Origin of the sequence: Geomonas terrae, from assembly GCF_004791675.1 — a bacterium.
Taxonomy (GTDB): domain Bacteria; phylum Desulfobacterota; class Desulfuromonadia; order Geobacterales; family Geobacteraceae; genus Geomonas; species Geomonas edaphica.
The window spans coordinates 734,546-760,166 of the sequence record NZ_SRSC01000002.1 but is presented as its reverse complement, the minus strand read 5'-3'; the positions used below and the strand labels follow the sequence as shown (position 1 = coordinate 760,166).

At 61.6% G+C, this 25,621-nt stretch carries 25 protein-coding genes; 20 read left to right on the top strand and 5 right to left on the bottom strand.

The genetic code is table 11. The features are described from left to right. The first annotated feature begins 144 nt into the window (after nucleotides 1-144). The 5 genes from E4633_RS10530 (at nucleotide 145) to lgt (ending at nucleotide 4,686) form a co-directional block, all read left to right on the top strand. Nucleotides 145-1,986 carry a UbiD family decarboxylase gene (locus E4633_RS10530; RefSeq protein ID WP_135870197.1) on the top strand — a complete coding sequence of 614 codons (1,842 nt, stop codon included), beginning with the start codon at nucleotides 145-147 and terminating at the stop codon, nucleotides 1,984-1,986. A 160-nt stretch (nucleotides 1,987-2,146) separates the two neighbouring features. Further along, nucleotides 2,147-2,914 carry a TlyA family RNA methyltransferase gene (locus E4633_RS10525; protein ID WP_135870196.1) on the top strand — a complete coding sequence of 256 codons (768 nt, stop codon included), beginning with the start codon at nucleotides 2,147-2,149 and terminating at the stop codon, nucleotides 2,912-2,914. A 26-nt stretch (nucleotides 2,915-2,940) separates the two neighbouring features. Then, nucleotides 2,941-3,285, top strand: a complete 345-nt coding sequence (locus E4633_RS10520) for a histidine triad nucleotide-binding protein (protein ID WP_135870195.1) — start codon at nucleotides 2,941-2,943, stop codon at nucleotides 3,283-3,285. Between the two features lie 48 nt (nucleotides 3,286-3,333). After that, nucleotides 3,334-3,831, top strand: coding sequence for a DUF4124 domain-containing protein (locus tag E4633_RS10515; RefSeq protein WP_135870194.1), 498 nt, complete (start codon nucleotides 3,334-3,336; stop codon nucleotides 3,829-3,831). Nucleotides 3,832-3,912: 81 nt separating this feature from the next. Continuing rightward, nucleotides 3,913-4,686, top strand: coding sequence for a prolipoprotein diacylglyceryl transferase (gene lgt, locus E4633_RS10510; protein WP_135870193.1), 774 nt, complete (start codon nucleotides 3,913-3,915; stop codon nucleotides 4,684-4,686). Nucleotides 4,687-4,690: 4 nt separating this feature from the next. Here lgt and E4633_RS10505 read toward each other — a convergent pair whose 3' ends face one another. The 5 genes from E4633_RS10505 to E4633_RS10485 form a co-directional block, all read right to left on the bottom strand. After that, nucleotides 4,691-5,116, bottom strand: coding sequence for an ATP-binding protein (locus E4633_RS10505; RefSeq protein WP_129125725.1), 426 nt, complete (start codon nucleotides 5,114-5,116; stop codon nucleotides 4,691-4,693). A gap of 32 nt (nucleotides 5,117-5,148) precedes the next feature. After that, the gene (locus E4633_RS10500; RefSeq protein WP_129125724.1) at nucleotides 5,149-5,490 is read right to left on the bottom strand and encodes an STAS domain-containing protein; all 342 of its coding nucleotides are present in this window, start codon (nucleotides 5,488-5,490) and stop codon (nucleotides 5,149-5,151) included. Nucleotides 5,491-5,582: 92 nt separating this feature from the next. Continuing rightward, entirely contained in the window at nucleotides 5,583-8,816 is a 3,234-nt protein-coding gene (locus tag E4633_RS10495) for a SpoIIE family protein phosphatase (protein ID WP_135870192.1), read from the bottom strand. Further along, nucleotides 8,816-9,064 (bottom strand): hypothetical protein, encoded by a 249-nt coding sequence (locus E4633_RS10490; RefSeq protein WP_135870191.1) that lies wholly within the window; start codon nucleotides 9,062-9,064, stop codon nucleotides 8,816-8,818. The genes E4633_RS10495 and E4633_RS10490 overlap by 1 nt, the downstream gene beginning before the upstream one ends. Beyond that, nucleotides 9,061-10,623, bottom strand: a complete 1,563-nt coding sequence (locus tag E4633_RS10485) for a bifunctional aminoglycoside phosphotransferase/ATP-binding protein (RefSeq protein WP_135870190.1) — start codon at nucleotides 10,621-10,623, stop codon at nucleotides 9,061-9,063. The genes E4633_RS10490 and E4633_RS10485 overlap by 4 nt, the downstream gene beginning before the upstream one ends. A gap of 216 nt (nucleotides 10,624-10,839) precedes the next feature. On the opposite strand from E4633_RS10485, the gene E4633_RS10480 reads away from it, so the two are divergent. The 15 genes from E4633_RS10480 (at nucleotide 10,840) to E4633_RS10410 (ending at nucleotide 25,613) form a co-directional block, all read left to right on the top strand. Next, on the top strand, nucleotides 10,840-12,558 hold the full coding sequence (locus tag E4633_RS10480; RefSeq protein WP_135870189.1) for a tetratricopeptide repeat protein: 1,719 nt from the start codon (nucleotides 10,840-10,842) through the stop codon (nucleotides 12,556-12,558). Continuing rightward, a complete protein-coding gene (locus E4633_RS10475) occupies nucleotides 12,555-14,147 on the top strand; it encodes a peptide-binding protein (protein ID WP_135870188.1) in 1,593 nt (530 codons plus the stop codon). Before E4633_RS10480 ends, E4633_RS10475 begins: the two co-directional genes overlap by 4 nt. A 53-nt stretch (nucleotides 14,148-14,200) precedes the next feature. Then, nucleotides 14,201-15,181, top strand: coding sequence for an ABC transporter permease (locus E4633_RS10470; RefSeq protein ID WP_135870187.1), 981 nt, complete (start codon nucleotides 14,201-14,203; stop codon nucleotides 15,179-15,181). 33 nt (nucleotides 15,182-15,214) lie between these two features. Then, nucleotides 15,215-16,066 carry an oligopeptide ABC transporter permease gene (gene opp4C / locus E4633_RS10465; protein WP_135870186.1) on the top strand — a complete coding sequence of 284 codons (852 nt, stop codon included), beginning with the start codon at nucleotides 15,215-15,217 and terminating at the stop codon, nucleotides 16,064-16,066. 150 nt (nucleotides 16,067-16,216) lie between these two features. Next, entirely contained in the window at nucleotides 16,217-16,729 is a 513-nt protein-coding gene (locus tag E4633_RS10460) for a hypothetical protein (protein WP_135870185.1), read from the top strand. 206 nt (nucleotides 16,730-16,935) lie between these two features. After that, entirely contained in the window at nucleotides 16,936-18,312 is a 1,377-nt protein-coding gene (gene tilS / locus E4633_RS10455) for a tRNA lysidine(34) synthetase TilS (RefSeq protein WP_135870184.1), read from the top strand. Nucleotides 18,313-18,490: 178 nt separating this feature from the next. Further along, complete coding sequence (gene ftsH, locus E4633_RS10450; RefSeq protein WP_135870183.1) at nucleotides 18,491-20,329, top strand: ATP-dependent zinc metalloprotease FtsH; 1,839 nt, start codon at nucleotides 18,491-18,493, stop codon at nucleotides 20,327-20,329. Nucleotides 20,330-20,331: 2 nt separating this feature from the next. Continuing rightward, complete coding sequence (gene folP / locus E4633_RS10445; RefSeq protein WP_135870182.1) at nucleotides 20,332-21,165, top strand: dihydropteroate synthase; 834 nt, start codon at nucleotides 20,332-20,334, stop codon at nucleotides 21,163-21,165. A 46-nt stretch (nucleotides 21,166-21,211) separates the two neighbouring features. Then, nucleotides 21,212-21,970, top strand: coding sequence for a diadenylate cyclase CdaA (gene cdaA, locus E4633_RS10440; RefSeq protein WP_135870181.1), 759 nt, complete (start codon nucleotides 21,212-21,214; stop codon nucleotides 21,968-21,970). Further along, nucleotides 21,967-22,362 carry a YbbR-like domain-containing protein gene (locus E4633_RS10435; protein ID WP_246038023.1) on the top strand — a complete coding sequence of 132 codons (396 nt, stop codon included), beginning with the start codon at nucleotides 21,967-21,969 and terminating at the stop codon, nucleotides 22,360-22,362. The genes cdaA and E4633_RS10435 overlap by 4 nt, the downstream gene beginning before the upstream one ends. A gap of 38 nt (nucleotides 22,363-22,400) precedes the next feature. Then, nucleotides 22,401-23,765: a phosphoglucosamine mutase gene (gene glmM / locus E4633_RS10430; protein WP_135870180.1), complete on the top strand. Its 1,365-nt coding sequence runs from the start codon at nucleotides 22,401-22,403 to the stop codon at nucleotides 23,763-23,765. Next, on the top strand, nucleotides 23,758-24,477 hold the full coding sequence (locus tag E4633_RS10425; RefSeq protein ID WP_135870179.1) for a pyridoxine 5'-phosphate synthase: 720 nt from the start codon (nucleotides 23,758-23,760) through the stop codon (nucleotides 24,475-24,477). Before glmM ends, E4633_RS10425 begins: the two co-directional genes overlap by 8 nt. Before the next feature lie 10 nt (nucleotides 24,478-24,487). Continuing rightward, nucleotides 24,488-24,769 carry a peptidylprolyl isomerase gene (locus E4633_RS10420; RefSeq protein WP_135870178.1) on the top strand — a complete coding sequence of 94 codons (282 nt, stop codon included), beginning with the start codon at nucleotides 24,488-24,490 and terminating at the stop codon, nucleotides 24,767-24,769. A gap of 99 nt (nucleotides 24,770-24,868) precedes the next feature. Next, nucleotides 24,869-25,129, top strand: a complete 261-nt coding sequence (locus E4633_RS10415) for a hypothetical protein (RefSeq protein WP_135870177.1) — start codon at nucleotides 24,869-24,871, stop codon at nucleotides 25,127-25,129. Between the two features lie 34 nt (nucleotides 25,130-25,163). Beyond that, nucleotides 25,164-25,613, top strand: a complete 450-nt coding sequence (locus E4633_RS10410) for an SRPBCC family protein (RefSeq protein ID WP_135870176.1) — start codon at nucleotides 25,164-25,166, stop codon at nucleotides 25,611-25,613. Nucleotides 25,614-25,621 lie beyond the last annotated feature (8 nt).

Below are 25,621 nucleotides of genomic sequence, written 5' to 3'. Positions count from 1 at the left end.
TGCCGAAGGCCTTGTTCGACTGTGCCGGTAACCGCGGCTGAGCCCTCTCTGCGCGCGGGCTCGGGGGTCTTTTGTGTTGACTTGGCTGCGGGGCTGCATTAATAGTATTCCGTTGTTCAGGCTGGAATCGTCCGGAGGAATCGGTTGGGATATAAAGACCTTGCATCCTGCGTCGCTGACCTGGAGCGCACCGGCGCGCTGGTCAGGATAGACTGCGAACTTTCCGCGGAACTCGAGATCGGATCGATCCAGCGCCGCGTCTACCAGGCTGGCGGCCCGGCGCTGCTCTTCACCAGGGTTAAGGGGAGCTCCTTCCCCATGCTCGGCAACCTCTTCGGGACCCTCGACCGCACGAGATACATCTTCAGGGACACCCTTAAAGCGGTGGAGCGCCTGGTCAAGCTCAAGGTGGACCCGCGCACGGCGCTGAAGGAACCGACCACCCTGCTCGGCGCGGTTCCCGCTACCTGGCACCTCCTCCCGAAAACGGTGGGAGATGGCCCCGTTCTCGCCAACCGCACCACGATCGCCGGCCTCCCTCAGTTGAAATCCTGGCCCGACGACGGCGGCGCCTTCATCACGCTTCCACAGGTGTATTCCGAGAGTGCGGCTCAACCCGGGTTGCGCCATTCGAACCTCGGCATGTATCGGGTGCAGCTCTCCGGCGGCGCCTACCGGGAGAACGAGGAGATCGGGCTGCACTACCAGATCCACCGCGGCATCGGCTTTCACCACGCCGAGGCGATCGAGCGGGGCGAGCCGTTCCGGGTCAACATCTTCGTCGGCGGCCCCCCGTCCTTGACGGTCGCCGCGGTCATGCCGCTCCCCGAGGGGATGCCGGAGCTCTCCTTTGCCGGGCTTCTGGCCGGGCACCGCATCGAAATGGTGCGGCGCGAGGGGAGGCTTCCCGTCCCGGCGCAGGCGGATTTCTGCATCACCGGCATCGTCGACCCGAAAAGAACGCTCCCCGAAGGTCCCTTTGGCGACCACTTCGGCTATTACAGCCTCGCACACGACTTCCCGGTGGTGAAGGTGGAGGAGGTCTTCCACCGCGACGGTGCCATCTGGCCCTTCACCACGGTGGGGCGTCCGCCGCAGGAGGATACCTCGTTCGGTGCCTTCATCCACGAGCTCACCGGCCCGCTCATCCCGACCGTCATACCCGGGGTGAAGGCGGTGCACGCGGTGGATGCGGCGGGGGTGCACCCGCTTCTGTTCGCCGTCGGCAGCGAGCGCTACGTCCCCTACGGTGAGCGGCGCACGCCGCAGGAGCTTCTTACCATCGCGAACGCGGTGCTCGGTCAGGGGCAGCTCTCCCTGGCGAAGTACCTGATGATCGCCGCCCACGAGGACGCGCCGCGCCTGGATATCCACGACATCCCCGCGTTTTTGGCTCACGTCCTCGAGCGTTTCGACCCGCGCCGCGATCTGCACTTCCAGACGGCAACCACTATGGACACCCTGGACTACTCAGGCTCAGGACTGAACAGCGGCTCCAAGGTGGTCATCGCTGCGATCGGTGAGAAGCGTCGCACCCTCGCCACCGAGCTTCCCGCCGGGCTCAGGCTTCCCGCCGGCTTCGACGACCCCAGGCTCTGTCTCCCGGGCGTCATCGCACTGCGCGGACCTGCCTGCCGGACCAGGAAAGGGGAGCCGGACGAGCGGATGGATGAGCTTTGTGAGACGCTTGCCGGCGTCGATGGGCTGGAGGGCTTCCCGCTCATCGTGGTCTGCGACGACAGCCGTTTCGCCGCGGCGGAACTGAACAACTTCCTGTGGGTGACCTTCACCCGCAGCGATCCCGCCGCCGACATCTACGGTGTGGGTGCCTCCATGGTCTGCAAGCAGTGGGGGTGCACCGGACCCGTCGTGATCGACGCGCGCGTGAAACCGCACCACGCCCCGCCCCTGGTTGAGGATCCCGCGGTGGAGCGCAAGGTGGACGAACTGGCAGCACCCGGCGGCCCGCTGCACGGGCTTTATTAACGGCAAAAGGCCTTAACGCAAAGACGCCAAGGCGCGAAGACGCAAAGACGGAAAAACGAATCACAGTTAAGGCTTATAACGTGGATTATTTTCTTTGCGCCTTTGCGGCTCCGGGTCTTTGCGTTGAAGCTTTGTTTTTGTTTTTGATTTTGGAGTAACGGTGGCGAAGGAAAGACTGGACAAGCTGGTGTTCGAAAGGGGGCTTGCCCCCTCGCGGGAGAGGGCCAAGGCGCTCATCATGGCGGGGCAGGTGGTGGTGAACGACCACCTGGCCGACAAGGCCGGGCTCATGGTCGCCCCCGAGGCGGAGATCCGCCTGAAGGGGGAGCCGCTGCCGTACGTAAGCCGCGGCGGCCTAAAGCTCGCCGAGGGGCTTGCCCGCTTCGGTATCGAGGTCACCGGGCTTTGCGCCGTCGACGTCGGCGCCTCCACCGGCGGCTTCACCGATTGCCTGTTGCAGCGCGGCGCCCGGCGCGTCTTCGCCGTCGACGTGGGCTACGGCCAGCTCGCCTGGAAGCTGCGCGAAGACCCGCGTGTGGTGAACCTCGAGAAGACCAACATCCGCTACCTCGAGTCGCTCCCGGAGACCCCGGACCTGGCGGTCATCGACGCTTCGTTCATCTCTCTGGACAAGGTGCTTCCGCCGACGCTGCGCCTCATAAAGGAGGACGGCATCGTCGTCGCCCTCATCAAGCCGCAGTTCGAGGTGGGACGCGGGCAAGTAGGTAAGGGGGGCGTGGTGCGGGATGCGAAAAAGCACCAGGAGGTGGTCGACGGCATCACCGATCTCGCCCGTGGCCTGGGCCTTACCGTTCTCGGCGTCTGCGACTCCCCGATCCTCGGCCCGAAGGGGAACAAGGAGTTCCTGATCCATCTGAAAAAAGGCGGCGCGGTTCCCGAACCCGGGGATGCGGTCGCTTCGGAGTAGATTTCCATCCCGCAGGAGGTTTTCACATGAATGACTGTCTTTTCTGCAAGATGGCGGACGGGCGCATCCCGGTCAAGAAGGTCTACGAGGACGACCTCCTCTTCGCCATCGAGGACATAAACCCGGTGGCCCCGGTGCACATGCTCCTCATCCCGAAGAAGCATCTGGTGAACGCGCTTGAGCTCGCCCCCGAGGACGACCAGCTGATCGGCGCGGTGCACCGTGTTGCCGCCTCCCTCGCCCGCGAACGCGGCTTCGACGAGGAGGGTTTCCGCCTGGTGAACAACACCAATGCCGGCGCCGGCCAGTCCGTATTTCACATTCATTTCCACCTTTTGGCCGGGCGCAAGCTCGGGTGGCCTCCGGGTTAGCTTCGGGGGTAACGGAACCTGAAACGGTACAGCCTAAGGAGAGAAAAGATGAAAAAACTGCTCGTGCTGTTGCTACTGCTCTACCCGATCACGGCCATCGCAGAGACCTACCAGTGGACCGACGAGAGGGGAACGGTGAACTTCGCCGAGGACCTCGGCAAGGTTCCGAAGAAGTACCGGAAAAAGGCCAAAAGGCTCGGCGGCGATGAGGAACCGGTGAAGATCATCAACGAGGCCCCGGCGGAACCGGCCAAGGCGAAGAAGGACGAGCTGGAAGCCGGTAAGAAGCTCTACGGCGGGAAGGACGAGGCCGCCTGGCGCAGGGAGTTTGGACAGGCCGAGTTCAACCTTAAAAACGCGGAGTCCGACCTCGCAACGCTCAAGGGGAGGCTGCGCGACACCTCGACCATGAGCCGCTCCGAGTACCTCTCCATCCAGAACAGCATCAGGTACGCCGAGGACCGGGTCCAGGCGCAGCGCAAGAGACTCGAACAGCTTCAGGAGAGCGCCGACCGCCTGGGCGTCCCCGCCGAATACCGTAAATAACAAGACATCTCGCCAACCCCGGACCGGGCACCGCCAAGTGCGGTTACCCGGTCCGGCCGGCATCATCGCCTGGAGAAAAGCATGGTTTTTCCCAACATCGACCCGGTTTTCCTGCGCCTTGGGCCGCTGGAATTCCGCTGGTACGGTCTCATGTACATCTGCGGCTTCGTCAGCTCCTACTTCATCATCCTCTCCGGCGTGAAGCGTAAGGGGCTGCCGCTCAACAAGGACCAGGTCGCCGACATCATCTTCACCGTCGCCCTCGGGGTTATCCTTGGTGGCCGCATCGGCTACATACTCTTTTACAACCTCTCCTATTACCTGAGCCACCCGCTGAAACTGTTCGCGGTTTGGGAGGGGGGTATGTCCTTCCACGGTGGCCTGATCGGCGCCACCCTGGCTAGCCTTTACTACATCCGCAAGCACAAGCTCGCCTTCTACCCACTGGCGGACATAGGCTTTCTGGCGGGCCCGGTGGGGCTTGGTTTCGGCAGGATCGGCAACTTCATCAACGGCGAGCTCTACGGCCGGGTTACCGACGTCCCCTGGGGGATCGTCTTCCCGAGCGGGGGACCGCTGCCGCGCCACCCTTCCCAGCTCTACGAGGCGTTTCTCGAGGGGCCGGTCATGTTCACGATTCTTTACCTGGTTTCGCGCAAAGTGAATAAGGACGGGGTCGTGGTGTGGTCCTTCATCGCGCTATACGGACTGTTCCGTTTCCTGGTGGAGTTCGTCAGGGAACCCGACGAGCAGATAGGTTTTCTCTTCGGAGGGCTGTCTATGGGGCAGATGCTCAGCTTGCCGATGTTCCTTCTGGGCGCGGCGATGGTGATCCGGCGCTACCGCCGCGGATAGCGGTTCAAGCGAGTTTCTTTTTCATCTCCAGCATGTTTTCCTTGCAGCTCTTTCTGTAAGCGACCGAGTCCATCAGGGTACGGATCAGGAAGATGCCGCGTCCCCGGTCCTCCAACTCCTCGAAGTTGGGGGCGGGGATGGCGTTGATGTCGAATCCCTGACCGTCGTCGTACACCCTGATGGTGAGATCGTCCCGGTGCAGGCTTATCACGATGCGAACGAGCTTTTCCGGTTCCTTGGGGCCGGCATGCTTTATGGCGTTCACCATCGCCTCGGTGAGGACCAGATTCAGGTGGTAGGCGAGCACCTCCTTGTCGCCGCTGAAGCGCTCAAGCTCGCGGGCGATGTCCTCCCCGATCTTCCCGATAAGACTCAGGTACCTGGTCTTGTTGGGGACCTTTATGTCGACCTCGATCGTGTTCCCTTGCATCTAGAGCCTCGCTTCAGGACCATGGGCCCCGCCTAGGACTGAAAGTTCTCCACTGCCTCCACTGTGGATGGGAAGATCTCGAAGACCCGGTGCAATCGGGTCAGTTCGAACATCGACTTGACCTGAGACTGCAGCGAGGAGAGTTTTAAGTTCCCCTGATGCGAAATGGCGTTCTTAAAACCTGACACCAGCGCGCCGAGACCGGAGCTATCGATAAAGCGGACATCCTTAAGGTCCACCAGCACGTTCTTCTTGCCGTCCTCAAAAAGCTTCTGCACCGCGCTCTTCAGCTCGGTAGAGTTGTGCGCGTCCAGCCTTTCCTCCTTGACGTATATAATTACAACGTCGTTCCTCGTCTCGCTTGCTAGGTTCATGGCCTTCTCCTTGTTGTGAGGTCCGATACGGTATATACCCTGCCTTATTGTGCAATAAGTGCCGACATTTAGCAAGAGGCGCCCCCTTGTGGTCACGCCACCTTCATGACTACCATGGAAATGTCGTCCTGTAAAGGTTGGGGCCAGGCGTGGTTTCCCACCTCGGTCAGCACCCTCTCGATAACCACCTCAGGCTCCTCTTTAAGCAGCCCGGAGAGGAGCCGGCAAAGCCGGTCCACCCCGAAGAAATCCCCCGCGTCGTTCTCCGCCTCTATAATGCCGTCGGTGTAAATGAAGAGGAGGTCCCCCGGTTCCAGGGGGGTATGGCGCTCCTCGAAAACGACATTTTTTTCGACACCCAGGATGAGTCCCTCGGCGTCCAATTCCTGCCAGGTCCCGCCGCGGAACAGGATGGGGCGGGTGTGACCCGCGTTGGCGAAGGTGAGGGCGCGTTCCGTGCCGTCGTACCTTGCACAGAACATGGTGATGAAGAGTTCGGCGCCGGTCAGGTCGTCGTACAAAAGCTCGTTCAAAAGCTTCAAAAGGTCCTTCGGGGACCTCGACTCCTGCATCTGGGCGCGCAGTACGCTTCTCGTCTCGACCATGATGAGGGCGGCCCCGACGCTGTGGCCTGAGACGTCCCCCATGACCACGTCCATGACCCCGGTACTGCGGTGGAAGAAGTCGTAGTAGTCGCCACCGACGTGTGCGGCGGGCACGCAGCGGCTGGCGATGCGCAGCCCGGGGAGTGACGGCGGGCTTTCCGGCAGGAGCGAGAGCTGGATCTGCTTGGCGAGCTCGAGGTCGCGGGTGACCCGCGCGTTCTCCAGAAGTGCAGCCTCCTTCTGGCGCCGCTCGCGCTCCTTCGCCTCCCGCTCCTCGACGATGCGCACCGCCTGGGCGAGCTGTCCCGCAAGGCTCTCAAGAAGCTCGACGAACTGTTCGGTGAAAAGACCGATGATGGAGCGGGAGAATACCGAAAGAACTCCCACCGGAGGGGCCCCCTCGCTCGCGATCGGGATATGCGCGAAGGACTTGATCCCTTCCTTCTGGAAGATCTCCTTGGCGATCGGCTTGGTGATGAAGGCGGTGTCGTTGAAGAATTCGGTCCGGCGCCCGAGAAAGGCCTCGCCGACGTGGGTGTCTATCTCGAGGATGCGATCCTCCGCCGTGATCCTTTCCCCGCCGACGCCCCGGTAGGAGCGGACCTTCAGTACCGATTCCTCGTTTAAAAGCCGTATCACGGCGAGGTCGAGCTTGAACTCACGCAAAAGAAGCTCGAGAAGATCCCCCATGATGATGTCGAGTTCGAGCGAGCGGTTCATGATCTCGGACGCACGCAGCCTGACGAAAAGGGCCTCGCGGCTTTGGTCGCGTGAGGTGCGCACCGTGGAAAAAATGTCGAACACCGGCTCCATCCGGGAGCCGATGTCGCTTAGAAAACTCTCGACGACCGCGCCGGCGGCGGCACCCCCAAGCGAGCCGGCGAGGGTCTTTTCCACGAAACGCTTCAGGTTCGGGAGCTCGAACTCGGAGACCCCCCCCTTGCCGTCGATCTCGCGTTCCCCCAGGTAGTCCGCGATCGCGGCGTGGGCCTGCTGTTCGCCTATGAACTTGGACATGAGGGTGACGAACTGCACGATGGTGACCGGTTTCGACAGGCGCTTGGTCTCCCACTGCGGCGTCCCCTCCTGCGAGAAGACCCGCACGAAGCGGTTCATCTGTTCGCTCTCTTTCTCACCCTGGCCAAGGAGGATGGAGAGGGAGAGGTAGGCTGCGATGTTCATGAACATGCTCCAGAAGAGCGTGTGGGTGAACTCGTCCAGTCCGGTCAGCCCGAAGAGCGCCTGGGGGCGCAAAAACTCGATCCCGAACGGGCCGTAGAGCAAAAGATCGGTCTGCCACCCCCCCGCCTGCAGCACGGAGGGGAGGAGCAGGGTGTAGGACCAGACCGCGAAACCGAGCAACAGTCCGGTTATGGCGCCAGCCTTGTTGCCGCGCGGCCAGTAGAGACCGCCGATCAGGGCGGGGGCGAACTGGACCGCGGCGGAGAAGGAGATGAGCCCCATGTTGGCAAGCATGTAGCTCTCGCCCACCGCACTTTGGTACAGGTACCCGAGCAGGATGACGAGCACGATGCCGAAGCGCTTCAGGTTGATGAGCAGGAGGGGGAACCAGGACTGGGGCCGGAAGCGGATCACGACCGGCATCAGCACGTGGTTCAAAAGCATGGTGGAGACGGCGATGGATTCGACCATCACCATCCCCGCCGATGCCGAGAACCCGCCCAAGAAGGCGACCAGGGCGAGCCACGGTGACTCGAGCCGCATCGGCAGTGTGAGCACGAAGTAGTCGGCACCGCGGTTGCTCCCTGTCATCAGGATTCCGGCGAGGGCGATGGGCATGACGAACAGGTTCATGAGGAACATGTAGGCCGGGAAGCGCCAGGATGCGCTGTTAAGGTGCGCCTCGTGCGCGTTTTCCAGCACCATGACCTGGAACTGGCGCGGTAGGAGCATGACCGCGCTCATCGAGAGTGCGAGGATGCTGAACATAGAGGCGTAGGAGTTCTCCCCGGTCGCGTCGAGCGTGACGAGGCGCGACAGCGTGTGCGGCTCCTTCTGGAACATGCGCCAGAAGATGTCCCCCATGCCGTCGAAGGCGAAGTAGGTGATGAAGGCGCCGACGACCAGCATGGCGACGAGCTTGACGACCGATTCCAGCGCAATGGCCGCCACGAGACCGTCGTGGCGCTCGGTGGAGGTCAGGTGCCTCGCCCCGAACAGCACGCTGAACACCGCCAGCAGCAGCGCCGTGAAAAGCCCGGGGTGCGGGGAGGGGATGTAGGCCCGTTCCATGAAGCCCAGGTGGAAGTCGTGGTAGCCGGTGATGATGGTGAAGGAAGTGGAGACCGCCTTCAGCTGCAGGGCGATGTAGGGCATCACTCCCATGAGCGTGATCACCGTGATGATGGCACCAAGCCACTGCGAGGAACCGTAGCGGGAGCTGATGAAGTCGGCGATGGAGGTGATGTTGTTCTCTTTGGAGATCCGCACCATCTTCTTCAGCAGAAACCACCAGGTGAAGGCGGTCAGGGTGGGGCCCAGGTAGACGGGGAGGAAATCGATCCCGGTGGTGGCGGCTTTCCCGACGCTGCCGTAGAAGGTCCAGGATGTGGCGTAGACCGCGATGGATAGGGAGTAGACCCAGGCGTTGGCCGTGATGCTGCGCCCCGCCTTCTGCCGTAGATCGGCGTAGTAGGCGACCAGGAAGAGGAGGGCTATGTAGAGCAGGGCAGTGCCCCAGACCCAGTTGACCTCAAGCATCAAAGGTGCCCCTTGGTATCGGCTTCGCGACGCGCGGCGCGGCTGAAAAGGTAGACGATGAAGATGGAGAAACTCCATCCGACCAGCAGGTACAGGTAGAGAAGCGGTATCCCGAAGGGGAGATACTCCTTGTTGAAGATGCTGATGAACGGGTAGTTCATCATTACCAGCCCGAGCACGAAGCAGATGACCCAGGTGTCCTTTAATTTGAGCCGGTGTATCACCACTTCCTTCAGGGTCTTTTTCATGACGGTAACCCCGCTGCCTCGATCACCAGGTCGACCCCCTGGTGAACGGGAAGGGCGCTGTCGACGACGATCGCCTCGCCCGGCTGCGGCGCCTCGAACTCCGCCTGCAGATGGCGGTAATGTTCCCAACGCGCGTCCGATACCTCTGCTGCATCGCTGTTTCGGGCCTCCAGGCGCCGGTGCGCGACCTCCTCGGAACAGCGCGTCTCGACGATCAGAAACGGCACGCCGAGCCTCATGGCGAGCTCGCGGAAGCGCTCCCGGTCCGCACTGCGCCGGAAGGTGGCATCCACCACCATCCCTTCACCCCGGGAAAGCGAGCGCTCCGCCTCTGTCAGGAGCGCGTTGTAGGTGGCCTGATCCATGTCGCTGTTGTAAATCCCTGCGCGGTAGGACTGGATGGGCGTCGCTCCCACGATGGCACCGCCGGCCAGTTCCTTGCGCACCACGTCGGAACGCTTTAGTGCGAGCCCCAACTCCCGGCTGAGCGCGCGTGCGAGCGTGCTCTTGCCGCTTCCGATCATCCCGCAGGTGAGGACGAGCATGGGTTGCATGCTCGCTCTCAAGGTGTAGCCGCGCGCCAGCCTGAAGTAGCGGAGCGCCACGTTCTTGACCTCGGCACGCTCCGTCTCGGTGAGGGACGCGTGTTCCAGGCGCAGGCTGGTCACCTTGCCCCGCACGAAGGCGCGCTGCGCCTTGTAAAAGTCGAGCAGCGGCGCCATCCCCATGTCTCCGCTTGCCGCCTGGTAGGCGTTAAGAAGTTCGCCGGCCAGGTCCTTTCGATCGGCGTATTCCAGGTCCATGAGCAGGAAGGCGAGGTCGGCGGCCGTGTCGATGTACCGGAACTTCTCGTTGAACTCTATGCAGTCGAAGATGCAAACCGGGTCGGTGAGGCAGATGTTGCCGGAGTGCAGGTCGCCGTCGCAGTCCCTGATGAAGCCCCCAGTCACCCGCTCCCGAAAGAGTGCGTCATTTCCCTGGAGAAAGGAGGTCACCCACTGCCGGATCTCCTTCATTTGGGCGGCTGAGATGGTGGCATCTACGAAGGGGGCCGCCTGTCGGAAATTCTGCTCCCAATTCTCGCGGATAACGTCGGTTTCTCCGCAGGCGTCGATCACCGGACCGCGTTCAGCCCCCTCGTGGAAGCGCGCCACCGCCTGCGCGATGCGCGTCATGTCGCGGGCGTCGACGTTTCCTTCGGCAAGGAGCCTGTCGAGCATGCGTTCCTGCGGCAGGCGCCGCATCTTCACCGCGTAGTCGAGCACCGGACCGGTACCGCCGAAACAGGGGCCGTCCGCGGTGTCGCGCAGCTCGACAACGCCCAGGTAGACCTCGGGACAAAGACGGCGGTTCAGGCGCACTTCCTCGTTACAGTAGAAGCGGCGCCGGTCGAGGGTGGTGAAGTCGAGAAAGCCGTAATTTACCGCCTTTTTCACCTTGTAGACGAAGTTATCGGTGAGGAATATGAAGGAGACGTGCGTCTCTACCAGGCGCACTTCCGTCGTCGGGTCCGGGTAGGCCTTAGCTTCAAGTAGCGATTTTATAACACTTCGGATCATCGTTTTACCTGTAAGATGATGATTTCATTTGAGAATAGTATCATACCGCATTTGAGGCGCAACCGCCTAAAATGCAGCTAAATGTTGTTTGACGCTGCTACCTATTTATGCTAGCTTTCATGGTAATTAACCGCGCCACCCACGGATACTGTATCCAGAGAGGGTGCCGCGTTTTTTAGGTTTTTGCCCCAAATCTACCGAAGCCACAGGTACCCCATGACCAAGAAGTGTCTGCCACTCCTTTTTCTACCCCTGTTGATCAACGCCTGCGCCACCGAGCAAGCTTCGGTTTCGAAGCCGCTTGCCGATCTGGGCGTCATCACTGCGCCGACTCCGCCCCCCGGTGGAGGGAAGACCATGTACCTGTTCGCTCTAGCGAGGTTGCGGGCGGCCGAAGGCGATCTGGACGCCGCGCAGGTCTTGCTGCGGGAGGGGATAGCGGCCGACCCGAACTCCGCATTCCTGCATCACACCTCGGCCCAGATCTACCTACAGCAAAACCGTCCTGAAGAAGCGCTTGCAGAGTGCCAGGCGGCCATCGGCATCGACCCCTCGTCCGTGCCGGCACAGCTTCTTTGCGGCAACATCCTGATGACGCTGCAGCGTGAAAAAGAGGCGGTCCAGCACTACAAGAAGGTGATCGAGCTCGACCCTTCCAAGGAAGACGTCTACCTGCACGTCGCCATCTACTACCTGAAGAGCTTCGAGTACGAGCAGGCGGTGGACACGCTGAAAGCGCTGGTGAAGGCTTCGCCCGACTCTGCGCTCGGGTACTACTACCTGGCCAAGACCTACGAGCAGATGCGTCTGCCGAAGGAGGCGCTCTCTTATTACAAGAAGGCCATCGAGATAAAGCCGGACTTCGAGCAGGCCCTGATCGAGATGGGCATCTCCCAGGAGACCCAGGGGCTCATCCCGGACGCGATCGATAGTTACAAGGACCTTCTTGAGATCAACCCGAACAACGCAAACGTGATCCAGCACCTCGTGCAGCTTTACATCCAGCAGAAGCGCCTCGACGAGGCCCTCGCCCTGTTACAGCAAAAAGGCGGGCGCTCGCTGGAGAATTCGCGCAAGATCGGGCTTTTGCTGCTTGAGCTTGAGCGCTACGACGAGGCCATCAAGGTCTTCCAGGATATCCTCAAGGCCGAGCCGGACGCGCAGCAGGTCCGTTTCTATCTTGCCAGCGCCTTCGAGGAGAAAGAGGACGTAGATCAGGCCATCGAACAGTTCCAGATGATCCCGCGGGACTCCGCCTATTACCTGGATTCCCTTGGGCACCTGGCCTACCTGTACAAGGAGAAGGGGCACCCGGAAAAGGGGGTAACCCTGCTGCTGGAGGAGATCGCCAAGCAGCCTTCCCGCATCGAAGCGTACCTGCACCTGGCCGGCTTTTACGAGTCAATGGAGCAGTACCAGCTCGGCATCAATACCCTGAAGATGATGGACGTGAAACTCCAGGCGGACCCGCGCGTCCTGTTCCGGCTTGGGATCATGTACGACAAGCTGGGACAGAAGGAACTCTCCGTCGACATGATGAAGAAGGTCATCGCGGCGACCCCGAACGACGCGCAGGCGCTCAATTACCTTGGGTACACCTATGCGGAGATGGGGGTGAACCTGGACGAGGCGCTCACCTACCTTAAAAAGGCGGTCGAGCTGAAGCCGGACGACGGGTTCATTCTGGACAGCCTCGGGTGGACCTACTTCAAGCTCAAGCGCTACAACGATGCGGTTACCCAGCTCGAGCGTGCGGTCGAGCTTTCCGACGGTGACGCCATCGTCATGGGACACCTGGCCGACGCTTACTGCGCCGTCCACGCCTACAAGAAGGCACTGCCGCTCTACAAAAAGCTGCAGAAGATGGAGCCGGAGCAAAGCGCCGAGCTCGCCGAGAAGATCAAACACTGCCGACAGGAAGCCGGCGAGAAATGATCCCGCTGCGTCGTCTTCTCCTCCTCGTCCTTCTGACGCTGACCGCCTGCAGCCAGGGTGCGCCCGCGGACCGGGCCGGGAGCCGTGGACCAGGCGCCAATGGTTCCTCCTTCGTCACCGGGAGTATCGGGGAGCCTTCAACCCTCATCCCGACCCTCGCTACTGACACCTCGTCGAGCGACATCGCCGGGCTCGTCTACAACGGCCTGGTCCGCTACGACAAGAACCTGAAGCTCGAGGGGGACCTGGCTGAGTCCTGGGAGGTCTCCCCGGACGGCCTGCAGATCACCTTCCACCTGCGCCGCGGCGTGAAATGGCATGACGGCAAGGATTTCACCTCGCGCGACGTGCTCTACACCTACCGCGTCACCGTCGACCCCAAGACCCCGACCGCCTACGCCGAGGATTTCAAGCAGGTGCAGAGCGCGCAGGCCCCGGACGCCTACACCTTCAAGGTACGCTACGCGAAGCCTTTCGCACCGGCGCTCGCCTCCTGGGGGATGAACATCCTCCCCGCCCATCTGCTTGAGGGCAAGGACATCACCAAGAGTCCGCTCGCCCGGAGCCCGATCGGCACCGGCCCGTACATCTTCAAGGAGTGGATCCCCGGGCAGCGCCTTATCCTCGAAGCGAATCCGAACTACTGGGAGGGGAAGCCGCGCCTTTCCCGCTACGTCTATCGCATCATCCCGGACAGCTCCACCATGTACATGGAGCTGAAGGCCGGCGGGGTCGACATGATGGGGCTCTCCCCGGTGCAGTACCAGCGCCAGACCAATACCAAGGAGTTCCTGGCGCGCTTCAACAAGTACCGCTATCCGGCCTCTGCCTACACCTACCTCGGTTACAACCTGCGTCTCCCCATGTTCCAGGACGCGAGGGTGCGCCGGGCGATCACCTGCGCCATCAACAAGGAAGAGATCATCCAGGGGGTGCTACTCGGGATGGGGCAGATCGCCCATGGCCCCTACAAGCCAGGGACCTGGGCCTACAAGGCGAAGGTGGAAAACGACCCCGGCTACGACCCGGCACGCGCCCAGGCGCTATTGCGTGAGGCGGGCTACGTCATGGGGGCGGACGGCATCCTCGCGAAGGACGGCAAGCCGCTCAGCTTCACCATCCTAACCAACCAGGGGAACGACCAGCGTCTTAAGGCGGCCCAGATCATCCAGATGCGGCTGAAGCGAGTCGGCATCGACGTGAAGATCCGCGTGGTGGAATGGGCGTCGTTTCTCACCAACTTCATCGACAAGGGGAAGTTCGAGGCGGTGCTCCTCGGGTGGACCATCTCCCAGGACCCGGACCTTTTCGACGTCTGGCACTCCTCGAAGACCGGCCCCAAGGAACTCAACTTCATCAACTACAAGAACCCCGAGTTGGACCGGCTTATCGTGGAGGGGAGGGGGACCTTCGATATGGAGAAGCGGCGCGACTGCTACTACCGCATCCAGGAGATCCTCGCGAAGGACCAGCCCTACACCTTCCTGTACGTCCCTGACGCCCTGCCGGTGGTCTCCTCCAGGATAAAGGGAATCGAACCGGCACCAGCGGGGATCATGCATAACTTCATCAAGTGGTACGTCGAATAGCAATTGACGATTGACAGCGAAGCTCTGGTACATCTCCACTACTTCAGAGAACTATGGCCAACTACCTGATAAAACGCATACTCATGCTGATCCCGCTGCTCCTTGGGATCACGCTGATCACCTTCACGGTGATCCATCTCGCACCGGGCGAACCGGTGGAGATGCAGACGGCGATGAGCCCGAAGGTCTCGGCTCAATCGCGCGCACGGCTGCGCGAGTTCTACGGACTGGACAAGCCGCTGCACGTGCAGTACGGCAAGTGGCTCGGGAACCTCTCCCGGCTCGACTTCGGCCGCTCTTTCGCGCCGGACAACCGCCCGGTGCTCGACAAGATCAAGGAAAGGATCCCGATCACCATCTCGCTCAACGTGATAGCGCTGATCCTCGAATTCGGTCTGGCACTTCCCATCGGCATCCTGGCGGCGGTGCACCGTGACACGCTGCTCGACCGCGCCATATCGGTCTTCGTCTTCGTAGGATTTGCCGTGCCGACCTTCTGGCTGGCGCTTCTTTGCATGTACTTCTTCGGGGTGAAGCTCTCCTGGCTGCCGATCTCGGGCATACACTCGCTTGGCAGCGAACAGCTCCCCTTTTTCGGGCGCGTTCTCGATCTCGGGAAACACCTGGTGCTTCCCATCGCCATCGCCACCTTCGGTAGCCTTGCCGGGCTGTCGCGCTACATGCGCTCCACCATGATCGAGGTGCTCTCGCAGGACTACATCACCACCGCCCGCGCCAAGGGGGTGAAGGAACGCGTGGTCATCTACCGGCACGCCCTCAAAAACGCGCTGCTCCCGGTGATCACCCTGCTCGGCTTTTCGCTCCCCGCCCTGATCGGCGGCAGCGTCATCTTCGAAACTATTTTCTCCATCCCCGGGATGGGGCAGCTCTTCTACCAAGGCGTCATGGCGCGCGACTATCCGCTCGTCATGGGGATCCTGGTCATTGGCGCCTGCCTCACCCTGATCGGAAACCTCCTGGCCGACCTGAGCTACGCCCTTGCCGATCCAAGGATCAGGCATGGAAAGGGGTAGGGGATGCGGATATCGTCGCTTCATGGAGGGGCCATGCGTGACAAGGTGAGCAGCCCGGCCAGGGAGTTCTGGGAGCGTTTCACGACCAACCGCTTCGCGACCGCGGGGCTCGTCGTCATCGCGGTGTTGTTCCTGCTGTCTTTGGCGGCAGCCGCTGTGACGCCTTACAGTCCGGACACCATTGACGCGTGGCACGTGCTCCTGCCTCCCTCCACGGCACACTGGTTCGGCACCGACGAGTTGGGGCGCGACGTCTTCACCCGCGTCGTCTACGGCGCGCGCGTCTCCCTGAAGGTCGGTTTCGTCGCGGTCGGCATCGCCGTCGTCGTCGGTACGGTGGTGGGGCTCTTCGCCGGGTTCTACGGTGGCTGGATCGATTCGGTGCTGATGCGGATCGTCGACATCATGCTCTGCTTCCCGACCTTCTTCCTGATCCTTGCCGTCATCGCCATGCTGGAGCCTTCCATCTGGTACATCATGGTGATCATCGGACTTACCGGATGGATGGGGGTGGCGCGTCTGGTGCGTGCCGAGGTTCTCTCGTTGAAGAGCCGCGACTTCATCCTAGCCGCCCGCGTGCTCGGGGCGTCGGATCTGCGCATCATCTTCCGCCATGTTCTGCCCAACGCGCTTTCGCCGGTGCTGGTTTCGGCGACGCTCGGGGTGGCCGGTGCCATACTCACCGAGTCGGCACTCTCCTTTCTCGGTATCGGGGTGCAACCCCCGACGCCCAGTTGGGGGAACATCCTGACCTCCGGCAAGGACTACATAGAATTCGCCTGGTGGCTTTCCCTTTTCCCGGGGCTCGCCATCCTGGTAACCGTGCTCTCCTACAACCTGGTAGGGGAGGGGATCCGCGACGCGCTCGACCCGAGAAGGCGGTAGAGGCGGAAAAACGTTCTAGGTTCTATGTTCTACGTTCTACGTTAAAACCTGAAAGGTTTTCGTAAGCTTTTGGAATGGTGCCAACCAGCTTGAGCCCAAGAACGTAGAACTTAGAACGTAGAACATAGAACCTGATTTAAAGAGGGGCACATGGCAGAATTTTGCGAAGAGGCATTTGACGTATTGAAGGTCGATAAAAGGGATTACGTTCCGACCACCCTCGAGGACGAGGTGCGGGTCGACAAACTGGTCAGCGACCTGCTGCACCGTTTTTACGAGGAGATACAGCAGACGGGCATGTCGCCGGAACAGGCGACGGCACTGGCCGGCGCCGCCGATTACTTCACCCGCGATTTCGTCGTCTCCATCAAGCAGCGCAGCATCTTCGACGAGCGTGCGGGGATCGTGCGTCAGTTCGCCGGCAACTGGTACATCGTCAACACCATGGAGCCGCTCATCGACGAGATCGAGGGGTACCTTGCCGGGGTCCGCGAGTTCTACCGGTTCCTGTACGGGCACCAGTTGATCTCGCTCAAGTTCCTCCAGGCCATCGAGGCGGAATGCTCGGAACTCGACTACTACGCCGGGCGCATTGAGTCGTTCTGGGACATCGTCGGGGACGGGTACCTCACCTGGGAGAAGGAGTGCACGCTTAAAGACTAGAAGCGTTCTACGTTCTATGTTCTACGTTCTGCGTTGAGACCTTGCTCCAATTCGCAAAATCCTCCCCCTCCCTCCGGGCCTTCGCCCACCGTAGGGCTTCGGTCCGCAGGCGGGAGAGGGGGACACGGCGGTGACCATAAAAAAAGTCCTGACCAGCCAGCCTCCTCATCGCTCTTGCTACTCAACACTCACGGAGCCCATGCCGTTTGAAAGACCTACTCGCGAAAGTCCGCAACCAAAACCTCTTCTCCACCGGTGAAACCGTGGTGGTCGCGGTCTCGGGCGGCGCCGACTCGGTGGCGCTCCTCGATATCCTTACGCGACTCGATACTGAACGCCTGAAACTCATAGTCGCCCATCTGAACCACTGCCTGAGAGGCGCGGAATCAGACGGTGACGAACGCTTCGTCGCTGACCTCGCCGCCCGCTACCATATCCCTTTTCTCTCCATCCGGGTCGATGTCGGCTCTTTCGCCGCTGCGGAAGGGCTTTCCCTCGAAGATGCCGGACGTCAGGCGCGCTACGCCTTTTTCCGCGAGGTCGCCCGACGTCACGGCGCGACGAGTATCGCCTTGGCCCACCACATGGACGACCAGGCCGAGACCGTGCTGATCCGCCTTTTGCGCGGATCCGGCGGTGCAGGGCTGAGCGCCATGGCTGCGGTCGGCGACAACATGCTGAAACGACCGCTCCTGAAAGTGACCCGCGCTGAGCTTGAGCGTTACTTGAACGAGCGCGGCCTAAACTGGCGTACCGATTCGACTAACGCGGATACCGCAATCCTGCGCAACAGCATTCGGCACGAGCTGATCCCTCTGCTTAAAAAATACAACCCGAAGGTGACCGAGCGACTCGCGGCCACCGCGGAGATCCTTGCCTCGGACGAGGAACTCCTCGAGCAGTTGACCGACGAGACCTTCTCGCGGTTGGCCCGCAGTGAGGATGAAAGCGTCCGCCTGGGGATCGCCTCCCTGCTCGGCGAGCGCCGCGGTCTGCGTCTGCGCCTGTACCGTCACGCGCTGTGCGAACTGCGCGGAGACCTCATGCGCATCGCCCTGACGCACCTCGACGCGATCGACCGCCTCGTCGCCTCCAGTCGCCCCAACGCGAGCCTAAACCTCCCGGACGATCTGCGCGTCGAGCGCAGCTACGACGAACTCCGCTTCACCTCCGTAACTAAGCCCATCGAGCAGAGCTGGGAGATGACGATTTCCGGAGAGGGGAGCTACCCCTTGCCGAACGGTATGACGCTCAGCGTGCAGCGGTTGCCGCGGCCTGCCGACCTCGTGACCGGTTCTGAGAAGATCGCCTACGTGTCGGCGGAAGCCGCACCTTTTCCGTGGCTTGTGCGCCCTTTTGCAGCCGGTGACCGCTTCACCCCGCTGGGGCTGAACGGCTCACAGAAGGTGAAGGAGCTCTTCATCAACAAAAAACTCCCGCCGCACGAGCGCAGCAGAGTGCCGCTTGTTTTCAGCGAAGGGGATGTCATCTGGGTAGCCGGGGTGAGACTTGCCGAGAAAGGACGGGTAAAACCCGCAGCTGACGCGGTTTTACGTTTGGAAATTCTTGAAATTACACCTTAAAGCTCTTGTCAACCTGCACCCTTTATGGTAATCCTTTTTACTCATTTGAATGCTTTTTCTTTCTTTCTCATAAATGCTAGGCATAAGACGAACTTCAACCTCGCGGCCCGTGCTATGTATCAACGACAAACACTGATAGTACACGGAGTTGCGGCACACCGATTAATCGGGAGGAAACTTGAATCAATTCTATAAAAACTTGGCGCTCTGGCTCGTTATCAGCTTGATGATGATCCTGTTGTTCAACCTGTTCAACAAGCCGAAGCCGACCCAGGAAAAACTCGACTACAGCGACTTCATCGAGGCCGTGGAAACCGGCAAGGTGAAGAACGTGAACCGTCCGGTGGCGAGCGTCGTCATCCAGGGGGACGAGGTCTTAGGCAAATTCGCCGACGGCAAGGAGTTCAGGACCTTCAAGCCGGCAGACGCCAAGCTGACCGACCTGCTGATCGAGAAGAAGGTCGCCGTGTCGGCCCGCCCGGAGGAGGAGCACTTCTCCTGGTTCTCGCTGCTCATCTCCTGGTTCCCGATCATCTTCCTCGTAGCGGTCTGGATCTTCTTCATGCGCCAGATGCAGGGTGGCGGCGGCAAGGCGATGGCCTTCGGCAAGAGCCGCGCAAAGCTTCTCACCGAGGCGCAGGGGCGCGTCACTTTCGAGGACGTGGCCGGCATCGAGGAGGCCAAGGAAGAGCTCGAGGAGATCATCTCCTTCCTGAAGGACCCGAAGAAATTCACGAAACTCGGCGGCCGTATCCCGAAAGGCGTCCTGCTCATGGGCCCTCCGGGCACCGGCAAAACGCTTCTTGCCCGCGCCATCGCGGGGGAGGCGGGCGTTCCCTTCTTCTCTATCTCCGGTTCCGACTTCGTCGAGATGTTCGTCGGCGTCGGCGCCTCCCGCGTGCGCGACCTGTTCGTGCAGGGGAAAAAGAGCGCTCCCTGCATCATCTTCATCGACGAGATCGACGCAGTGGGCCGTCACCGCGGCGCTGGTCTTGGCGGCGGTCACGACGAGCGTGAGCAGACCCTGAACCAGCTCCTGGTAGAGATGGACGGCTTCGAATCCAACGAAGGGGTCATCCTCATCGCCGCAACCAACCGTCCCGACGTGCTCGACCCGGCGCTCCTTCGTCCGGGCCGCTTCGACCGCCAGGTCGTTGTGCCGCGTCCCGACGTGAAGGGTCGCGAGATGATCCTCAAGGTGCATTGCAAGAAAACCCCGCTCGCCCCGGACGTCGACCTCGGCGTCGTGGCCCGCGGTACCCCGGGCTTCTCCGGTGCGGACCTTTCCAACGTGGTCAACGAGGCTGCACTCCTCGCCGCACGCAAGGAAAAGAGCATGGTCGAGATGATCGACTTCGACGACGCGAAGGACAAGGTCCTCATGGGTGTCGAGCGCCGCTCCATGGTCATCTCCGACGAGGAGAAGAAGAACACCGCCTACCACGAGGCGGGGCACACCCTTATCGCGAAACTCATCCCGGGCGCGGACCCGGTGCACAAGGTCTCCATCATCCCGCGTGGGCGCGCTCTCGGCGTCACCATGCAGCTCCCGATCGAGGACAAGCACAGCTACTCCCGCGAATCGCTGCTTGACCGCATCGCCGTGCTGCTTGGCGGCCGCGTAGCCGAGGAGGTCATCTTCAACTCCATGACCACCGGCGCAGGTAACGACATCGAGCGCGCTACCGACATCGCACGCAAGATGGTCTGCGAGTGGGGCATGAGCGAGAAACTCGGTCCCGTTTCCTTCGGCAAGAAGGACGAGCAGATCTTCCTCGGACGCGACATGGCGCACCAGAAGAACTACTCCGAGGCGACCGCCATCGAGATCGATCACGAGATCAGGCTCATCGTCGAGCAGAACTACGCACGCGTGCAGGATCTGCTGCGGAATAACCTCGACGCCCTGCACCGCATCTCGCACGCACTCATCGAAAAGGAAAACCTAACCGGCGAGGAAGTGGACCGCATCATCGAAGGCAAAGAGATCGCCTCCGAGCCTGTCGTAACCGCGTAACGATGCAGGTTCAGAAGTGGGAACTTTCCCGACGCACCCTGTCCCTGGAGCGTCCGCAGATCATGGGCATCCTGAACATGACTCCGGACTCCTTCTCGGACGGGGGGCGCTTCTTCTCCGTTGAGAGGGCGGTAGAACGGGCCCGCGAGATGGAGCGTGAGGGGGCCGACATCATCGATATCGGCGGCGAAAGCACCCGGCCCGATGCCCCTGCGGTAAGCCTGCAGGAGGAACTGGACCGGGTGCTTCCCGTTATAGAGGGGCTCAAAGGAAACGTCTCGGTCCCCATCTCCATCGATACCTACAAGGCGGGGGTCGCGAAGGCAGCCTGCGCCGCCGGGGCCGAGATCGTCAACGACGTAACCGGCCTCATGTTCGATCCGGAGATGGCCGCCGTCGTGGCCGAATCCGATGCGGGAGTGGTGGTCATGCACACCCGCGGCATGCCCGACACCATGCAGAAGGATACGAACTACGACGACCTGATCGCCGACGTGAAGGAGTACCTGACAGGCTCCATCGAACTCGCCCGACGGGCGGGGGTTGCTGCGGGGCGCATCGTCGTCGATCCGGGGCTCGGCTTCGGCAAGAGCGTCCAGGGGAACCTGGAGCTGATCAAACGGCTTGAGGAATTCAGGCCGCTTGGCTGTCCGATCCTGGTAGGGCCTTCCCGGAAGTCGTTCATCGGGGCGGTCACCGGAAGGGACGGAGGAGAGAGGATATTCGGCACGGCAGCCGCGGTCGTCATGTCGATCGTGCACGGAGCCGCCATCATACGGGTTCATGACGTGGCAGCCATGAGGGATGTCGCCGTCATGACGCGGGCGCTCATGTAACCCGCAGGCCCGACAAACCGGAAGCGCTGCTTCCCGACCGGTGCGGATGAATTCATTCCTGCAAAACATAGGCATACTGCGGGACCTCCTGGACCTGTCGCTCGCGATACTGATCATCTCCAGGCTGGCGCGGCTCCTGAAGGGAGTGCTCGCGCTGCGCATCCTCGCCATCCTTTCGGCACTCGTGGCCCTTCATCTCCTGGCGCGCTTTTTCTCCCTGCAGACCGTCCGGCTCATCATCGACCTGATCCTGGCCTCCTCCGTGGTCGGTCTCGCGGTCATCTTCCAGACCGACATCCGCAGGGCCTTCGCCACGCTGACCAGAAGCCGCACCGAGAAGGACGTCGAGATGTCCGACGTCATAGACGAGCTCGTCTTCGCCGTCGCGGGGCTTGCGCAGAAGAAGATCGGGGCGCTCATCGTCATCGAGCGCGCCATCTCGGTGGACAGCTACCTAGCGGTCGGCACCGACATCGACGCCAAGGTGACCAGCGAGCTGATCTCCTCGATCTTCCTGCCGTATTCGCCTATTCACGACGGCGCCGTTATCATCCAGCACGGCAAGCTGACCAAGGCGGGGTGCTTCCTGCCGCTCACCCAGAACCTTGAGGTGAACAAAGCCCTCGGGACCAGGCACCGCGCCGCCATCGGCCTCTCCGAGCTGGTCGACGCCCTGGTTGTCGTAGTATCCGAGGAGACCGGGACCGCCTCGGTGGTGGTGGGGGGGAAGAAGACCGACGTGGTGGACATGCCGTCCCTGGGCAAGACGCTTAGAAGGCTCGTCGAACCGAGGTGGCTCAAATGACGACCATGCACGCAAGAGGGCATGAATGGCTGAAGGGGGTCAAGGCGCTTTCCGTGCTGCTGGCCGTCCTGATCTGGCTCAGCGTGATCCTCGAGCGACCCGGGGAGATGGTGCTCACCGTTCCCGTCGGCCTCGATCGCATGCCGCCGGGGCTGCAGCTTGACGGGGTGGCACCGGCCGAGGCGGAGGTCGTTGTCTCCGGGCCGCGGATTTTATTGTTCCTGCTGCCGTTTCACCAGACTCGTCTCAGGATCGATCTGACCGGCGCCAATGCGGGGCAGCAGCAGCTCTCGCTGAAGGACGGCCTTTTCGATCTCGATTCGGAGATCAAGGTGGTTCACGTAGCCCCCGCGACGGTAACCATCGCGCTTACCAGCAGGGACCAGAAGTAAGGCTGTTTTAGAATGACTATTTTTACGAGGTGAAGAGAATGAAGAAACTTTTCGGTACCGACGGGGTCCGCGGTGTGGCCAACGTCTACCCGATGACGGCGGAGATGGCGATGCAGATCGGCCGCGCCGCCGCCTACATATTCAAGAACGGCAAGAAACGCCACCGCATCGTCATCGGCAAGGACACCCGTCTTTCCGGCTACATGCTTGAGAGCGCGCTCATGGCAGGCATCTGCTCCATGGGCGTCGACGTCCTCTTGGTCGGCCCGCTCCCGACGCCGGGCATCGCCAACATCACCTCCTCGATGCGTGCCGATGCGGGTGTCGTGATCTCCGCCTCGCACAACCCGTTCGAGGACAACGGCATCAAGTTCTTCTCGAGCGACGGCTTCAAGCTGCCGGACGAGACCGAGCTGATGATCGAGGACTTGATCTTCTCGAAACGCATCGACTCCTTGCGCCCGACCGCGAAAGAGGTCGGCAAGGCGTACCGCATCGACGACGCCCAGGGGCGCTTCGTCGTCTTCCTGAAGAGCACCTTCCCGAAGGACCTCGACCTCTCCGGATTGAAGATCGTTCTCGACTGCGCCAACGGCGCGGCGTACAAGGTCGCCCCGGCGGTGTTCGAGGAACTGGGCGCCGAGGTGATAACGATCGGCGTGAAGCCCAACGGCACCAACATCAACGCGGACTGCGGGTCGCTGCACCCTGAGGTGCTGAGCGAGGCGGTGAAGATGCACGGCGCGGACTTGGGCGTAGCGCTCGACGGCGACGCGGACCGCGTCATCTTCGTCGACGAGTACGGCAACGTGGTGGACGGCGACAAGATCATGGCTATCTGCGGGACCGAGATGATCCGCCAGGGGACCCTGAAGCAGAACACCCTGGTCGCCACCGTGATGAGCAACATGGGTCTCGATATCGCGATGAAACGCGCCGGTGGTCAGGTTATCAAGACAGCCGTCGGTGACCGCTACGTCGTGGAGGAGATGCTGAAAGGCGGCTACAACCTGGGCGGCGAGCAGTCCGGCCACATGATCTTCCTCGACCACAACACAACCGGTGACGGCATCCTCTCCGCACTGCAGGTGCTCGCCATCATGCAGCGCCGCCAGAAGCGCCTCTCCGAGCTCGCCCTCGTCATGCACTCCCTGCCGCAGGTGCTCGTGAACGTGCGCCTTTCGCAGAAGACCGACGTGATGCAGGTCCCCGAGATAGCGAACCTCGTGAACGACGTAGAGGGGAGGCTGAAAGGGGAGGGGAGGGTGCTGATCCGCTGGTCCGGCACCGAGCCCCTTTTGCGCATCATGCTCGAAGGTGATGACGAGACGAAAATTCGCAACTGGGCCAACGAGATAGCCGAAACCGCGGCGTCGGCCCTGGGAGGAGAGAACCGTGGCTAAACTGGGCGTCAACGTCGATCATGTAGCGACTCTGAGGCAGGCAAGGGGCGGGAGTGAGCCCGATCCGGTCGCGGCCGCGGCCATTGCCGAACTGGCGGGCGCCGACGGCATCACCATCCACCTGCGCGAAGACAGACGGCACATCCAGGATCGTGATCTCAAGATCATGCGCCAGACCGTGCAGACCAAGCTGAACCTGGAAATGGCGGCCACCGACGAGATGATCGCCATCGCCCTCGCGGTGAAGCCGGAGTGCTGCACCCTGGTCCCCGAGAAGCGGGCCGAGCTGACCACCGAAGGGGGGCTCGACGTCCGGATCCACCAAGAAGCGTTGAAGGTCGCCATCGAGAAGCTGCAGGCGGGAGGCATCATCGTGAGCCTCTTCATCGATCCCGATCCCGACCAGATCAAGGTCGCCAACAAGATCGGCGCCGATTACATCGAGATCCACACCGGTTCCTTCGCCGATGCGCCCACCTGGAAAGAAGAGGAGCAGGAGCTGATCAAGATCGAGAATGCGGTGAAGCTTGCGCGCAAGCTCGACCTGGGCGTCAACGCCGGGCACGGCCTCAACTACACCAACGTGAAGAAGGTTGCCGCGATCGGCGGCATCGAGGAATTCAACATCGGCCACTCCATCATGTCGCGCGCCATCCTGGTCGGTCTCGACCGCGCCGTACGTGATATGTCCGAACTGGTCCGCTACTCATAAGGAGACAGACATGGCAAGAGCAAAAGCGCGTCACATACTGGTGGAAACCGAGGCCGAGTGCCTCGCACTCAAGGAGAAGATCGAAGCGGGTGCCGACTTCGCCGAGGTCGCTAGGGCGCACTCCCTTTGCCCGTCCGGCAACCAGGGGGGACTTCTCGGAGAGTTCGGACCCGGCCAGATGGTCGAGGAGTTCGACAAGGTCGTCTTCAGCGGCGAAGTGGGCAAGGTGCTCGGCCCGGTGCGCACGCAGTTTGGCTACCACCTGATCGAGATCACCAGCCGCACCGCGTAAGGCTTTCCGCGTGCACCCCTCTCCTAAGGGAGAGGGGACAGACATCGGCAGCGCCCTCGTTGGATAAACCCGGATCACCCGTGACACGGAGGAAACTAGATGGCAGAGAAGCAATCCCTGGGAAGCCTCATTTTCAGCGCACCTTTCCTGCTCGGCATGGTCGGGGTCGGCTGCATGATCTACGGAGTCGCCGAAGGGTTCAAGGTGATGCAGTTTTTCTTCGGGGTTTGCATCGTCCTCGGGAGTTTCGCCCTGCACTTAATCAGAAAGAAGGACTGGGACGCCCACTGGAAGGAAATGGACCAGATCCGCGAGGCCCACGAGAAGAGAATGACCGAAGAGGCGGAGAAAAAGAAATAGCCGTCCCTTCCCATCTTTTGTTCGGCAGGTGAAAATGAAACCCGTAACTTTGGAAACCCCGCTGCAAACCTCGTTCGACAGGGTCGCTCCGCTTCTCGCCGATTTCTCGCTCTACTCGCAATGGAACCCGGTTTTCCCCAGGGTGACCCCGCTCGGTGACGATGGGCGCCACGACCTCGTCGTGCATCTGCCCGGGATGGAAATCTTCCACGTAACCGCTTCCCTCGTCACTGCCGAGCCCGGGCACGTTTTCTGGAAAAGCAGGCTCTTCTTTTCCGGCCTGCTCGCCTGGACTTTCTCCTGTCGCATCGTCACTCAGGCTTCCGACCGGCTTCTATTCCAGCAGCGCTCCGAATTCACCGGCCTGCTGGCCCCCCTGTTTTGCCTTGCCCTGAACCGTCCCGCCGTCTCGGGGCTGGAAGAATTGTCACGCGCGGTGCGGCGCTGGGGCGAAAAGGGGAACGTGCGCTGCCTCAAATGTTGAAATGAAAT